12 protein-coding genes are annotated in these 13,807 nt (G+C 67.9%); 7 read left to right on the forward strand and 5 right to left on the reverse strand.

What is annotated here, in order from left to right:
- Positions 1-216 precede the first annotated feature (216 nt).
- Together ABRP34_RS19495 and ABRP34_RS19500 are read left to right on the forward strand one after the other, a co-directional pair.
- Positions 217-834, forward strand: coding sequence for a DUF1326 domain-containing protein (locus tag ABRP34_RS19495; RefSeq protein WP_353711421.1), 618 nt, complete (start codon positions 217-219; stop codon positions 832-834).
- Complete coding sequence (locus ABRP34_RS19500; protein WP_353711422.1) at positions 827-1,609, forward strand: DUF2182 domain-containing protein; 783 nt, start codon at positions 827-829, stop codon at positions 1,607-1,609. The genes ABRP34_RS19495 and ABRP34_RS19500 overlap by 8 nt, the downstream gene beginning before the upstream one ends.
- A 36-nt stretch (positions 1,610-1,645) precedes the next feature.
- Here the strand turns inward: ABRP34_RS19500 and ABRP34_RS19505 are convergent, their stop codons facing one another.
- Both ABRP34_RS19505 and ABRP34_RS19510 read right to left on the reverse strand, forming a co-directional pair.
- Positions 1,646-4,510, reverse strand: a complete 2,865-nt coding sequence (locus ABRP34_RS19505) for an FAD-binding and (Fe-S)-binding domain-containing protein (RefSeq protein ID WP_353711423.1) — start codon at positions 4,508-4,510, stop codon at positions 1,646-1,648.
- Complete coding sequence (locus ABRP34_RS19510) at positions 4,510-6,267, reverse strand: L-lactate permease (protein WP_353711424.1); 1,758 nt, start codon at positions 6,265-6,267, stop codon at positions 4,510-4,512. The genes ABRP34_RS19505 and ABRP34_RS19510 overlap by 1 nt, the downstream gene beginning before the upstream one ends.
- Positions 6,268-6,426: 159 nt before the next feature.
- On the opposite strand from ABRP34_RS19510, the gene ABRP34_RS19515 reads away from it, so the two are divergent.
- Positions 6,427-7,113 carry a GntR family transcriptional regulator gene (locus ABRP34_RS19515; RefSeq protein ID WP_353711425.1) on the forward strand — a complete coding sequence of 229 codons (687 nt, stop codon included), beginning with the start codon at positions 6,427-6,429 and terminating at the stop codon, positions 7,111-7,113.
- On the opposite strand, the gene ABRP34_RS19520 is transcribed toward ABRP34_RS19515, so the two are convergent.
- Both ABRP34_RS19520 and ABRP34_RS19525 read right to left on the reverse strand, forming a co-directional pair.
- Positions 7,096-8,190: a hypothetical protein gene (locus tag ABRP34_RS19520; protein WP_353711426.1), complete on the reverse strand. Its 1,095-nt coding sequence runs from the start codon at positions 8,188-8,190 to the stop codon at positions 7,096-7,098. The genes ABRP34_RS19515 and ABRP34_RS19520 overlap by 18 nt on opposite strands.
- Positions 8,191-8,219: 29 nt before the next feature.
- Positions 8,220-8,888, reverse strand: a complete 669-nt coding sequence (locus ABRP34_RS19525) for an HNH endonuclease family protein (protein WP_353711427.1) — start codon at positions 8,886-8,888, stop codon at positions 8,220-8,222.
- 299 nt (positions 8,889-9,187) lie between these two features.
- Between ABRP34_RS19525 and ABRP34_RS19530 the strand changes: the two genes are divergently transcribed.
- Positions 9,188-9,508, forward strand: a complete 321-nt coding sequence (locus ABRP34_RS19530; RefSeq protein ID WP_353711428.1) for a GYD domain-containing protein — start codon at positions 9,188-9,190, stop codon at positions 9,506-9,508.
- Between the two features lie 79 nt (positions 9,509-9,587).
- On the opposite strand, the gene ABRP34_RS19535 is transcribed toward ABRP34_RS19530, so the two are convergent.
- The gene (locus tag ABRP34_RS19535) at positions 9,588-10,379 is read right to left on the reverse strand and encodes an FCD domain-containing protein (RefSeq protein ID WP_353711429.1); all 792 of its coding nucleotides are present in this window, start codon (positions 10,377-10,379) and stop codon (positions 9,588-9,590) included.
- 96 nt (positions 10,380-10,475) lie between these two features.
- Here ABRP34_RS19535 and ABRP34_RS19540 point away from each other — a divergent pair, with 96 nt between their 5' ends.
- The 3 genes from ABRP34_RS19540 (at position 10,476) to ABRP34_RS19550 (ending at position 13,576) form a co-directional block, all read left to right on the forward strand.
- Positions 10,476-11,354: a carbon-nitrogen hydrolase family protein gene (locus ABRP34_RS19540; protein ID WP_353711430.1), complete on the forward strand. Its 879-nt coding sequence runs from the start codon at positions 10,476-10,478 to the stop codon at positions 11,352-11,354.
- A 10-nt stretch (positions 11,355-11,364) separates the two neighbouring features.
- A complete protein-coding gene (locus ABRP34_RS19545) occupies positions 11,365-12,717 on the forward strand; it encodes an APC family permease (protein WP_353711431.1) in 1,353 nt (450 codons plus the stop codon).
- A gap of 76 nt (positions 12,718-12,793) precedes the next feature.
- Complete coding sequence (locus tag ABRP34_RS19550) at positions 12,794-13,576, forward strand: carbon-nitrogen hydrolase family protein (protein WP_353711432.1); 783 nt, start codon at positions 12,794-12,796, stop codon at positions 13,574-13,576.
- Positions 13,577-13,807: the final 231 nt, after the last annotated feature.

Consider the following 13,807-nt stretch of genomic DNA (forward strand, 5'->3'; position numbering starts at 1 on the left):
ATCTTCCCGAACAGCGCTGGTCGCTTTGGCGTTGTGAGAGCGCGTTCTGAGCAGGTGGATCGCCAGCGGTTTCGGCCGAAGATACAGCGTATTGACACGCATGCGGCCCGGAGTAATCTCAGCGGTATCAGGACCCTTTCGCCCTGTTTCCCAGTAGTTTCGGCGCGCGACCTCGCCGCTCCCGCCTGGCACCGGCGCCACCAAGGAGAGTCCTCAATGTCATGGGAAATTTCAGGTAAGTATGTCGCAAACTGCGACTGCCAGTTGATCTGCGCCTGCGCGATGGACGGCCCGCCCACCGGTAAGAACGGGGAATGCCGGGGTGCAGCGGTCTTCCACATTGCCAGCGGCCGGCTCGATGACACCGACCTTTCCGGTGTTGATTTCGCCTTCTGCAACTTCTTCCCGTCGAACCTCACCGCAGGCAACTGGAAGGTTGGCATCGTCGTCGACAGCGGTGCATCCGACGGCCAGGCGCAGGCCCTGGAGCGGATCCTCCACGGCGACGAGGGCGGACCGTTTGCTGACTTCGCCGCCCTCTACGGCGAGTGGCTCGGCGTCGAGCGCGGGAACATCACATTCTCCGGCGGCGACGCCCCGTCGGCTTCGGTGGATGGGCGCATCAACCTGGCGATCGAACCACTTCCCGGTCCCGGCGGGGGAGTCACCACCGTCAAGAATGCGATGTACGGCTTCGCCCCGGAATTCGTGATCGGCAAGGGCAAAGGCGGCTCGGACTTCTTCGGCCTCGACTACCAGTCGGTCTACGCTGAATCGGCGGACTACACCTTCGCAAGCGAGATGGCTGAAGGTGCACCCAAAGGCCGTGCCTGAACCCCGGCAGCACACCCTGCGCGCCATCGACGCGCGGGAGGCCGGGCTGATTGCCGTACTGCTCGTCCTCGCGGCGGTGGGCTGGGTGTTCACCGCCGAGCGGATGAGCGGGATGGACATGGGAGGCTGGACGGACCCGGGACTGCTGGACTTCTTCCTCACCACGTGGGTAGTGATGCTCGCCGCCATGATGTTTCCGTCGGTGGCGCCCATGGTGACGGCGTACGCCAAGATCAGCCGCCGGCGTCGGGAAACCGGGCGGTACGCCCCGCGGGGTTCCACCGCGCTGTTCGTTGCCGGGTATCTGGTTTCGTGGACAGCTTTCGGGTTGGTGGCGTACGCCCTCTACGAGGCCGTGGCCCAGCTGGTCCCCGGAGCGTTCGCGGCGGAACCGGGCGGGCGCTACGCGGCAGCCGGGGTGATCCTGGCAGCCGCGGTGTACCAGCTGACGCCAGCCAAGAACGTCTGCCTCACCAAGTGCCGGACGCCGCTGGACTTCATCCTGCACCGTATGCGGACCGGGTACCGCGGGGCGCTGCGGATGGGAATGGAGCACGGTGCCTGGTGCGTCGGCTGCTGCTGGGCGCTGATGGCGGCGCTGTTTGCGCTGGGCGTGATGAGCGTCGGGTGGATGGCGCTGGTGGGCGCCTTCATCGCCGTGGAGAAGATGCTGCCCTGGAAGCGGCTGGCCAACCGCTCGGTCTCGGCGGCGCTGGTGCTGATCGCAGTGGGAATCGCGCTGATGCCCGGTGCGACGCCAGGCATGCCGATGTAGCCGCCCCAATACCAAGTGGCCAGCCGCCATAGAGCACTAGTTCCGCGTCATTTCCTCCAGCAGTTCCAGCACGTGACGGTAGTCCTTTCCGGTGGCCCGGGTCATGCCGAGTTCGCAGGTGCGGTTGCAGGACGCGTGCGCCGACGCCCCCATTTCGGCAACTTCCTTGCCCTGCTTCCGGGTTGCGGAGGCCGTGAGCTCGGGATGCAGCATGCCGCGGTCCCCGGCGAAGGCGCAGCAGCCCCAGTTCTCCGGCACCTCCACCTTCTCGGCCACGGCCTGGGCAACGGCTGTCAGCGAACTGTTGATGCCCATGCGGGTGGATGAACAGGTGGGGTGCAGCGCCAGCGAATCCAGCTTCTCGTGCTCCGGCAGCTTGGGCAGGATGTGCTCGACGGCGAAGTCCACGGCGTCCACGATCCGCAGCTCACGCTGCCCGGGCAGCGGAGTGTCGGATTCCACCGCCTGCCGCAGCCCCTCGGTGCACGAGGACGCGTCGCAGACGATGGCGAGTTCCCCGTTGCGGGTGGCCTGCCGCAGCGCCGCCAGGGTTTTCTCGCGCATCGTTGCCTGCCCGGCGGCCATGCCCTTGGAGGACCAGGGCGTTCCGCAGCACAGCCCGTCGATGCCCTCCGGCACCAGCAGTGTCACCCCGGCCCGCTCGCAGAGCTGCTCAAAGCTGTACTGGACGCCGCGGCCCGCGGCGCCGCCGCCACCGGCGCCACCGGCGCCACCGGAACCGGCGGAGCCAGACCCGGCCGGCCCGAACATCGTCCCCACGCATGCAGGGAAGTAGACGGCGTCCGGTGCGCCATCCGGCGTCGGCCGCTTCCGCGCGGAACCGCCGCCCGGCAGTTCCGAGGAGTACAGCGGAACCGTGTCCGTCCCGAGGACCGCGCGGGCCGCCGTGTTGGGCGGGACCACCGCCGCGGCGGGAAGCTTGTTCACCACGGTGAGCGCCAGGGATGCCCCGCGCGTGACTCCGCCCCAGTGCTTCGCCGCGGCGTTCCACACGCCGTTTTCCACGGGCCCGGCCTCGGACCGCCGGATCCGCTTCACCAGCAGGCCGGTGTTGATCTCCACGGGGCAGGCGGTCTGGCACATGCCGTCCACCGCGCAGGTCTGCACCGATTCGTAGTCGTAATCCTTCTCGAGTTGCCTGGCCAGCGCGGTGTCTCCCGCCAGCCGGGCCTGCTCGATGGCCCGCAGCGTGACAATGCGCTGCCGCGGCGTCAGGGTCAGGTCCTTGCTGGGGCACACCGGCTCGCAGTAGCCGCAGGAGACGCAGCGGTCCACCTCCTCGGCCACCGGCGGCGCCGTCTTGATGTGCCGCAGGTGCGCCTGCGGGTCGTCGTCCATCAGGACGCCCGGGTTGAGCATCCCCGACGGGTCGAACAGCTCCTTGATCCGGTGCATCACCGCGTACAGCTCGTCGCCGTACTGCCTCCGCACGTAGGGTGCCATGACCCGGCCGGTGCCGTGTTCGGCCTTGAGCGAGCCGCCTTCACCCAGGACCAGGTCCACCATGTCCTCCGTGAACGAGCTGTAGCGGTCCAGCTCCTGCTGGGTGGTGAAGCCGTCGGTGAGCATGAAGTGGACGTTGCCGTCCTTCGCGTGGCCGAAAATGACACTGTTGGCGTAGCTGTATTTGTCGAACAGCCCGATCAGCTCCCGGCACGTACGGCCCAGCACGGGCACCGGAACCACGATGTCCTCCAGCAGGGCCGTGGTTCCCTGCGGACGGGCTCCGGCCACCGAGGCGTACAGGCCCTTGCGCAGGTGCCACAGCTGGGAGCGGGCGGAGGCGTCGCCGGTGAACTGCGCCGGGGCGGCCAAGCCCAGGCCCGTGAGCATGCGCTCGCCGCCCTGCTGCAGTGCAGCCAGTTCGTCCGGCCGTTCGGCCGAGTATTCCACCAGCAGTGCGGCATGGTCCCGGACCGCAAGGTCCTGTACGACGGCGGGAGTCCCCTTGAGCGTCTGGCCCACCTTGAGGGCCAGGGCATCCATGAGCTCCACCGTGGCTGCCCCGGATTCCACCAGTGCGGGCAGTGCCTCGTTGGCTGTCTGCAGGTCGGGGAACACCAGCAGCCCGGTGGCCGCGTGGGTCGGCCGGGGGATCGTCCGGAAGACCCCTTCCGCCACAAAGCCGAGCGTGCCCTCACTGCCGACGATCAGGTGGGCCATCATTTCGACCGGACTGTCATAGTCCAGCAGGGAGTTCAGGCCGTAGCCCATGGTGTTCTTCATGGCGAACTGCTGCCGGATCCTGCCCACCGAATCGCTGTTGCCGCGCACCCGCCGCGCCAGCTCGGCCAGGCCGGCGTACAGATCGGGTTCCAGCGTGCGCAGTTTGTGGTCCGCGTCCGGCGCGCCCGTGTCGATCACGGTGCCCGAGGGCAGTACCACGGTGAGGGACTCGAGCGTGCGGTACGCATTGTCCACCGTGCCGCAGTTCATGCCCGAGGAGTTGTTCGCCACCACACCGCCCACGGTGCAGGCCGATTCGCTGGCCGGATCCGGCCCGAACTTGCGGCCGTAGGGCGCCAGCCGGGCATTCAGCGCACGCACCGTGACGCCGGGCTGGACACGGACCCGGGCACCGCCGTCGAGCACCTCAATGTTCCGGAAGTTGCGGCGCACGTCCACCAGGACGCCGTCGGACACGGCCTGTCCGCTGAGGCTGGTGCCGCCGGAGCGGAAGGTCAGCGGAACGCCCTGGGCGGCGCTGGCGCGGAGCAGGCGGCCCACCTCGTCAGCGTTCCCGGCCACCACCACTGCCTGCGGGATGAGCAGGAAATGGGAGGCGTCGTGCGCGTTGGCGTGCAGGTCGATGGGCCGGGTTTTCACCTGGGCGGGATCGGCCACGGCCTCACGGAGCCCGGCAAGTTGCAGTGTTGTCATCAGGGAACCATCCAGCCAAGTACGGGGGTGGACTGCAGGAGGATCAGGACGGTGATGAGGGCCAGCAGCCCGACGCTCCATCCGATCAGCTTACGGAACAGGGTCCCTTCGGAGCCGTCCAGTCCGACGGCGGCGGAGGCCACCGCGAGGTTCTGCAGCGAGAGCATCTTGCCCATGACGCCGGCGGAGGAGTTGGACGCCGCCATCAGGACCGGGGACAGCCCGGTCTGCTGGGCCGCGGTGGCCTGCATCTGACCGAACAGGGAGTTGGACGAGGTGTCGGAACCGGTCAGGGCCACGCCGATCCAGCCGATCAGCGGGGAGAGCACGGCGAAGAATCCGCCGGCGGAGGCCAGGGCGAACCCCAGGGTGGTGGTCTGGCCGGACAGGTTCATCACGAAAGACAGGGCGAGGACGGAGGTCACGGTGACGATGGTCCAGCGGAGCTGAACGAGCGTCTCGCGGTAGATCCGCCAGGCCTGGCCGGCCGTGATCCTGTAGAGGGCCATGGTGATCAGGCCGGAGAACAGCAGCAGCGTGCCGGTGGCCTTGAGGTGGTCGAGCTTGAACTTGGTGGCCGCCACCGGCTTGCCGGCAGAGTCGGCGACGTCCAAGCCCGGCCAGTGGAACGTCACGGTGCCCACCTGGTTCAGCCAGGACTTGATGGCCGGGATCTGGGCAATGGAGAACACCGTGATGATGATCAGGTAGGGGGCAATGGCCATCCAGATCTGGCGCGGTTCCGGGCGGGTGCTGTCCGTTGGCAGAGCGGCGTCGGCGGGCGCGGTGCCTGCCGGCGCGGTGCCTTCGGAACCGCGGGAGGCCGGCGTCGTTCCTGTCGCGGATCCAACAGCGGCCCGGGAGACGTTCGCCTCGACGGGTACGGCCCCGGTGCCCGCCTGGGCTGCTCCGGACGTCACGCCGCCGGCCATGCCGATGGTTTCCTTCGGCTTCCAGAAGCGCAGCATCACCAGGACCGCGGCGACGGTGACGACGGCGGCCACCACGTCCGTCAGTTCCACGGCGAGGTAGTTGGAGGTGACGAACTGGGACACGGCGAAGGCAACGCCGGCCACCAGCGCGACGGGCCAGGCCTGCTTCACGCCGCGGCGCCCGTCCACGATGAACACCAGCAGGAGCGGCACGATCAGCGCGATGAAGGGGGTCTGCCGCCCGGCCATCGAGGAGAGGTCGTGAAGCGGCAGGCCGGTGACGCCGTTGAGCGCGATGATCGGGGCCGCCATGGCGCCGAAGGCGACGGGCGCCGTGTTGGCCAGCAGCGAGACGATGGCGGATTTCAGCGGTTTCATCCCGGCGGCCATCAGCATGGCCGCGGAAATGGCCACCGGGGCGCCGAAGCCGGCCAGGGATTCCAGCAGGGCGCCGAAGCAGAAGGCGATCAGGATCGAGAGGATGCGCAGGTCGTCGGAGATGGAGCGGATGGTGCGGCCCAGGGCCTCGAACCAAGGGGTGGCGACGGTGAGCTTGTAGATCCACAGGGCGTTGACCAGGATCCAGAGGATCGGGAAGAGGCCGTAGAAGATGCCGGCGGCGGTGGCGCTGAGGGCCTGGCCGAGAGGCATCTGCCAGCCAATAATCGCCAGGATCAGTGACACCGCGAGGCTGGCAATGGCGGCCTTGGGTGCCTTGACCCGGAAGACGCCCAGAAGGACAAAGAGCAGGACGAGCGGTAGCGCGGCGCAAAGGGCCGAGAGCATGAGCGACCCGCCGATGGGGTCAAGGATCTGCTGAAACATGAGATCTCCAGGATGTGTGAGGCGTCACAGCTTCGTGGCGCCCTTCGATTGTCTAACAAGTACACAAGTCGGTCAAGACTACTTTGGTGGCTTGTCTGGCAAAATGAAGGAAGCCAGCCCCTCAAGCGATGTGTAGAAGACGTGGAGAAGCGGAGAGCCGTGAGCCGTGTTTCAGCTGTATCGATCGTCGAGGCGATCGCCTCAGACATTCGTGCCCGGGTGTTTTCCGGCGAACTCCCGGCGCTGCATGCGCTGACGGAGACCGAGGTCGCATCCTCCTACGACGTCGCCCGGCCCACAGCCAAGGCCGCGATCGAGAAGCTCGTGGCTGAAGGGCTGCTGGTCAGGGGAGTGCACAAGACCGCCCGCGTGGCCGACCTCGGCCCGGAGTCCGTGCGCGACATCTACCTTGCCCGGGCCTACCTGGAGAGCGAAGTGCTCCGGCGGCTGGCGTCCGGCCGGACCGTGCCCGACGAGGCCGTGCGGGCCAACAAGGACATCGCTGCCCTGAAGACGGGCGCGCCCCTGGACGTGGTGGAGCCGGACATGCGGTTCCACACCAGCCTGGTGGACGCCCTGGGCAACGAGCGCATCAGCAAGATGTACCTGTCGCTGGTGGGGGAGGTGCGGCTCTGCATGTCCCGGGTGCAGTCGCTGCATCTGCTGGACACAAACCTCATCCAGGCGGAGCACCAGAAGCTCCTCGAACTGATCGGGGAGGGCAAGGGCGAGGCCGCCGCGCGGCTCCTGGACGAACACCTCGGGCGCGCGCGGGAACGCCTGGTCGCCGCCATGGGTGGCGAGGCGGGCCCGGAGGCGGACCTGCCGTCAAAGCTCACGGGGTAGGGGGCTGCGCCCCCAGGAGCTGAGGAGGGCGAGGCCCGCGGCCACTGCCGCGCTGAGCACCACCGCGCCCAGCCAGAGCGAGACCGGCCAGCGGATCGCGTCCGTCACCGCGAACGCCACGAGCTGGCCCGTCCACAGCAGCGCGGCGATTCCTGCCGTGACCGCCGGCAGCCGCCTGCCCAGCCAGGTTTCCGGCACGCGGGTCAGCAGCAGGTCGACGACGATGGCGGCCACCGTCGTCCCCGCGGCTCCGGCGATCGACGTGGGGCGCAAGCCGATCATCACCACCGGCAGCCAGGCCGCCGCCGCGACCAGCATGGTGACGATTCCGCGGGCGGGCCGTCCGGCCGCGGAGAGCGTGAAGAGGAACGGCGCGATGATCAGCGCGGTGGTCAGCAGGTAGCTCGCCAGGGTGATGACCACCGGCAGCTCGGCCTGGATGCGGCCGGGCGTGCCCACCGGGGTCGGGGTGAAGAGGGCCGTCGGCCCCGGCCGAACGAACGCGGAGACGTAGATGAGGAAGAACGCCCCCAGCCCGGTCATGAGAACGACGGCGAACAGCGCCGCTGGGGTCAATTCGGGGTTTCCGGCGTGGCTGGCGGCGCGATGGCCGGCTGCGCCGTGGCCGATGGAGCCGTGGCCGGCTGCGCGGGCGCTGCGGACAGCGGTGCCCAGGATAAGGAATTGGCTGAAGCCGAGCAGCAGGTGGGTGGGGCTGACCAGGGCATCCAGCGAGACTTCAATGCCCAGGATCTCGTGCCACAGCAGGTCCAGGCCGCCGGCGACTGCGAACAGGACCACGCCCACGGCGGTCCCGCGGTACCCCGGGGGAGCGGCCTGCAGCAGCGGCTGCCCGGGCGTCCGGTTGCGCCAGATCACGACGGCGGTCCACGCCGCCGTCGCCAGCATGCCGGAGTAGAGGGCGGCATGCCATGGAGTGAAGAACGTCTCCAGACCGGGCAGGTTGATGTGAGCCCAGCCGTCGAGGAAAACGGCCAGCAGCAACCACAGGCCCAGGAGTTCGGTGACCAGGTCCCGGCGACCGTCAGGTCGGGTGTTACGCGAAGTCTCGAGCATCGCTGCCCACCTCCACGGAATCTATCCGGTCACGGTGCCGGATCCGGTGCTGTCGAACCCGGAGGCGCGGCGACGCTCAGGTTCCAGCGGGTCTTAACCCACACCCACTCCGCGGCGTAGCCGCAGTGGGCTCCGGAGTATGGCGGCCACCAGTGGGCCGGGTCCGATGATCTCCGCTCCGCGTTCGTAGCGGCCGTCAGGACTCTCAAAGAAATGCTGTTGGACAGGTCATTGGCGAAGTCGCGGCGCTGCTTCGCGGTCCACGCCCACGCTCCGGAGTACCAGGCCTCTTCCAGCGGGACCATGTGGGCAACATCCACCTCGGCCGGGTCCACCAGAACGGTGACATCCCAGGCGGACACCCACTGCGGATAGAGCGCGGTGCAGGGCGAACCGAGCGTATGCTCGCTGGCGCCGGCGATTATGACCGTTTCACGGGTGGTGCACCCGTCGGGTCCGACGATGGGGTATTCGAAGGCGGACTCGTCGAATTCAGGACCTCCCGGCGCCTGCCGGACCAGGGTGTTCAGCAGCGCCTTGCCGGTGGCGTCACCTTCGAATGGATACCCACCCGTCGGCGAAGCCACACTTTGGCTGGACCTTCCGGCTGAGGCGGGTGACTGCGCCGCCGGATTGGAAGCGCCGCTGCCGCAGAGGCCCAGAAGGCCGGCTGCCACCAACATTGTGCAGTGCTTCACAGCTCGCTTCATCGCAGTGCCCGACCCTTTGCACGTCATGGTTGTGCCCGGATCCTACTCCGCCACAGCAGGCTGCGACAGCCATTATTCATGGGTGCATGGCATGATTTCCATGGAGTTTATGTGGCCGTCAATCCCAGCCATCTCCGGACTTTCCGCGGGCCGTTGTCAGTGCTTTGAAGTGGGCCTACGCTGTGCGCACGGCCCCATTCGGGGGACCGTTCCAGGACCTGCCGGCGAGGGTGCCAGGCGCGCCCGCTGGTGCCTCTGTCCTGGACATCACGGAACAGGAAAAGACCATGACCAAGTACCTATTTGAAGCCAACTACGTGGGCGAGGGAATCAAGGGGCTCATGCGCGAGGGCGGCACGAAGCGGCGTGACGCGCTGACCGAGGCACTCAATTCCGTGGGCGGATCCCTCGAGAGTTTCTACTACGCCTTCGGGGAGACCGACGTCCTGGGTGTTTTTGATGTCCCCGACCAGGCCGGTGCCGCAGCTCTGTCGCTGATGATCAATTCGACGGGCAACGTGAACGTGCGGCTGAAGCCCCTCATGACGCCTGAAGACATCGACGAAGCGGTCAAGAAGACACCGTCGTACCGGGCTCCGGGGCAGTAGGGCCAGTGTCAGTAGGGTCCGTCCAGCAGGACCGTGGGCCGGAGCGCGAACGTACACTTGAGGCCCACGTCCGCGGGGCTTAAGTGTTCGTTCGCGCTGCCAGGCCCATGAACATCGTGCGGTGCAGGATGTCCACGTGCTTGCGGGACACCTCGACGGCGCCGGGAACGTCGCCGGCGCGCAGGGCAGCCACCAGCTTGACGTGGTCGCAGTTTGACTTGTGCAGCAGCTCGATGGGGTAGGGGATGAAGTAGGCATAGAGCTCGGCGAGCGTCTCGTGGTAAACCTCGACGGCGGTCCCCAGCCCCGACGCTGTGCCCACCAGTTGGTGGAACTGCTCGTCGGCCTGGTGGTAGTCCGACCAGTTGGCGGAAGAAGCCATGTCCCGGGTCAGCCGCTCGAGCTCGTCCAGCTGTTCCGCGGTGGCGTTGATGGCTGCGTAGTGGGTCACAGCGCATTCGAAGAGCAGCCGCCGGTCCACCAGCCGGTTCACCGCCTGGGACTCGGCCGGCGATGCCGTCAGTTCAGCCAGAACCTGACGGGGCGGCTCGTCCGCCACGAAGGTGCCGCCGGCCCGGCCGCGGCGGCGGACCACCACGCCCTGGTCGGCCAGGCTCGCCAGCGCACGGCGGGCAGTGATCGGGCTGACGGACAGGCCCAGTGCCACGTCCTCCTGGTCCGGCAGGCGCTCGCCGGGCTTCAGCAGTCCCAGTGAAATGGCCATGCCGATGCGCAGCCGCACGGCATCGATGGCGCTCCGGCGGTCGATGCCGGCGAGCGCCCCGGCGCCAATGCGCGATGCGCCGGTACTCGATGCGCCACTGCTTGAGGCGCCGGCGGGAGAGGCGGTGTCCTCCAACTGACGGGTCATATCCGCTACTTTACGGCCCATCTGCAACCCCTTCCCATTATTGGATCATTCTGATCTAATATAAGGCAGATCACACCCCAACGCGGAGACAAACCCATGCAACGCATCCTTCCCCTCATTGCCGCCCAGGCAGCGCCCCGGCTCATCGGCGAACCCGTATCGGCCTTCGCGGACGAGGTCAAAGCTGCCCTCGAAACCAAGCCGGACAGCAAACTCGTGGTCTTCCCGGAGCTCCACCTCTTCGGCGACGGGAGTCCCGACCGGCAGCGCACCGAAGCCCTGCAGGACTCCGCCGAGCCGCTGGACGGCCCGCGGGTCAAAGAACTGCAGCAGCTCGCCGCGGACCTGGGCATCTGGATGGTGCCGGGCAGCGTCTGCGAGCGCGGCCCCGAAGGCCAGCTGTTCAACACCCAGCTGGTGCTGTCCCCGGAAGGGGAGCTGGCTGGCTACTACCGGAAGATCTTCCCCTGGCGCCCGTTCGAGCCGTACGACCCCGGCGACCGGTTCACCACCGTGGACCTGGCCGGCATCGGCCGGGTGGGCCTGAACATCTGCTACGACGCCTGGTACCCGGAAGTCTCCCGCCAGCTCGCCTGGATGGGTGCCGAGGTGATCCTCAACGTCGTCAAGACCACCACGCCGGACCGCCGCCAGGAACTGGTGCTGGCCAGGGCGAACGCCATCGTGAACCAGGTGTTCGTGGTCAGCGTCAACTGCGCCGGCCCCACCGGCAAAGGCCACAGCATCATCGTCGACCCCGAGGGCAACACCATTACGGAGGCCGACGGCGACGCCCCGGTGCTGCTGACAGCGGACCTGGACCTGGCCGCCGTCGGGCACGTCCGCACCCACGGGACCGAGAACCTCAACCGGCCCTGGTCGCAGTTCCGCGACGGCGAGGCCGCCGTCGAACTTCCCGTCTACCAGGGGCGGATCAATCCGCTGACCTGGACGCCCCCCACTTTCAATGCCTAAGGAAAACCACGTGACCACACCAACCCTGACCCGCACGCTGAAGCTGCCCTCGCTGGTGCTGTTCGGCCTGGCGTACCTGACCCCGCTGATCGTCCTGGCCATCTTCGGCCTCATCGCCGAGACCACGGGCGGGGCGGCGCCGTCGGCCTACCTCGTCGCGATGGTGGCCATGCTGTTCACCGCCCACAGCTACGGGCGGATGGCGGTCGCGTACCCGGTGGCCGGGTCCGCCTACACATACGTGCGTCGGTCCATCGATCCCCGGGTGGGCTTCCTGGTGGGCTGGGCGATCCTGCTGGACTACCTCTTCCTGCCCATGGTGATCTGGCTGATCGGCTCCTCCTACCTGAGCGCGCAGTTCCCGGGCGTCCCGATGTGGCTGTGGATTGTCGCGTTCATCCTCATCACCACGGTCCTGAACATCCTGGGCATCAAGGTGGCGGACAAGGCGAATTATGTGCTGATGGCGTTCCAGCTGCTGGTGATCGTGTTCTTCGTGGTGCTGGCCATCGGCAACGTGGTGTCCACCTCCGGCGCCGGCGGGCTCGCCAGTACGGAGCCGTTCTTCAACAGCACGTCCAGCTTCGCCACCATCTCCGCCGGCGCGGCCATCGCGGCGTACTCCTTCCTCGGGTTCGACGCCGTCACCACCCTCACCGAGGAAACAGTGGACCCGCGCCGGAACGTGCCCCGTGCCATCATGCTCATCGCACTGATCGGCGGCGGCATCTTCGTGGCCGTCTCCTACGTCACGCAGCTGGCGCACCCGGGCGGCGTGTTCGAGGACTCGGCGTCGGCGGCCAGCGCCATCGCGCTGCAGATCGGCGGTCAGCTCTTCGGCGCGGTGTTCCTCGCCGGGCTGGTGGTGGCGCAGTTCGCCTCCGGCCTGGCCGCGCAGGCCAGTGCCTCCCGCCTGATCTACGCCATGGGCCGTGACTCGGTGCTGCCTAAGGCGGTCTTCGGCCGGCTCAATGCTAAGTTCCACACGCCCGTGGTGAACCTGGTGGTCACCGGCATCGTGGGCCTGATCGCGATCTTCCTGGACGTGGCCACGTCGACCTCGTTCATCAACTTCGGCGCCTTCACCGCCTTCACGCTGGTCAACGCCTCCGTGGTGTTCCACTACGTGCGCCGGCGCCGTGCGGGGGAGCAGCTGAACGCCGTCTCGTACGTGGTGGTCCCGGCAGTGGGCGCCATCGTCTGCGCCTACCTGCTCTCCCAGCTGGACAGCAACGCCATTACGCTGGGACTGTCCTGGCTGGCGCTCGGCGTCGTGGTCCTGGCGCTGATCACGCGGGGCTTCCGGGCCGCACCGCCGGAAATGACGACGACGGAGAAGGCCACCGTGGAGGCCGCCGCCTAGGGCGGAGGTGCTCTGGGCGACGATGCCTGGTACGAAAACGCACGGGACGGAACTGAATGGGACGGAGGGAACGGGCGTGAGGATTGCCCTGGGGCAGCTGGAGTCCGGCACGGACATTCAGGCGAACCTTGCCGCCATCGACCGGTTCGCCGCCTCCGCCGCCGCCGACGGCGCCACGCTGGTGGCCTTCCCGGAGTACGCCACGTACGAGAAGAAGACCGTGGACGCCTCGTTCCCGGCGGTGGCCGAGCCGCTGGACGGCCCCGTCTGCCGGGAACTCGCGGCCACCGCCACCCGCCACGGGATTACGCTCGTGGCGGGTGTGGTGGAAACGTCCGACGAGGAGGACCGGGCGTACAACACCCTGGTGGCCTTCGGACCTTCCGGTGCACGGCTGGCCGTGTACCGGAAGATCCACCTGTTCGACGCGCAGGGCTTCGGGGAGTCGGCGTACATCAAGCCCGGCCCGTCCACGGAGCCGGTGGTGTTCGAGGCCGGGGGAGCGGTGTTCGGCCTCATGACCTGCTACGACCTCCGGTTCCCGGAGCTGGCCAGGTCCCTGGCCGACGCCGGGGCCCAGGTGCTGCTGGTCTGCTCCTCCTGGGTGCCGGGGACTCACAAGACGGAGCAGTGGCTGGCCCTGAACGCGGCCCGTGCCATCGAGAACAGCGTGTACGTGGCCGGGGTGTGCCAGGCGCCGCCGGTGTCGGTGGGGCGCAGCCTGCTGGTGGATCCGATGGGGTACGTCGAGGCGGATCTTGGGCTGGAGCCAGGGGTGCGGTCGGTGGAGGTTTCGCTGCGGACGGTGGCACGGGTGCGGGAACAGTTCCCGATGTTCCGGCAGCGGCGGCTGGGGTAGCGCGGACGCCGCTGCGCGAGGGCGTTCTCACAGCCTGTTCAAAGGGCCTTCTGTCGCTGCCTTCATGTTCGTGGGAAATGATCAATCAATGGGGCTTTGGAGAAGGGCCTTTGTGCCCGGAGTAGCAGCTTTGGCAGTCATTTTCCTGGGCGGGGCCAGCACGTCCGGCATTGACCAGATGGCAAACGCCAAAATTCATGGTCCGACATCGGCCACTATGTCCGCCGTCAT

It is taken from the genome of Arthrobacter sp. K5 (assembly GCF_040448525.1).
Taxonomy (GTDB): Bacteria; Actinomycetota; Actinomycetes; order Actinomycetales; family Micrococcaceae; genus Arthrobacter; species Arthrobacter globiformis.

Bases quoted from the DNA above. Each gene is read 5' to 3' on its own strand.
- ABRP34_RS19495 (WP_353711421.1), top strand. From the start codon at position 217: ATGTCATGGGAAATTTCAGGTAAGTATGTCGCAAACTGCGACTGCCAG.
- ABRP34_RS19505 (WP_353711423.1), bottom strand. From the start codon at position 4,510: ATGACAACACTGCAACTTGCCGGGCTCCGTGAGGCCGTGGCCGATCCC.
- ABRP34_RS19510 (WP_353711424.1), bottom strand. From the start codon at position 6,267: ATGTTTCAGCAGATCCTTGACCCCATCGGCGGGTCGCTCATGCTCTCG.
- ABRP34_RS19520 (WP_353711426.1), bottom strand. From the start codon at position 8,190: ATGCTCGAGACTTCGCGTAACACCCGACCTGACGGTCGCCGGGACCTG.
- ABRP34_RS19530 (WP_353711428.1), top strand. From the start codon at position 9,188: ATGACCAAGTACCTATTTGAAGCCAACTACGTGGGCGAGGGAATCAAG.
- ABRP34_RS19535 (WP_353711429.1), bottom strand. From the start codon at position 10,379: ATGACCCGTCAGTTGGAGGACACCGCCTCTCCCGCCGGCGCCTCAAGC.
- ABRP34_RS19540 (WP_353711430.1), top strand. From the start codon at position 10,476: ATGCAACGCATCCTTCCCCTCATTGCCGCCCAGGCAGCGCCCCGGCTC.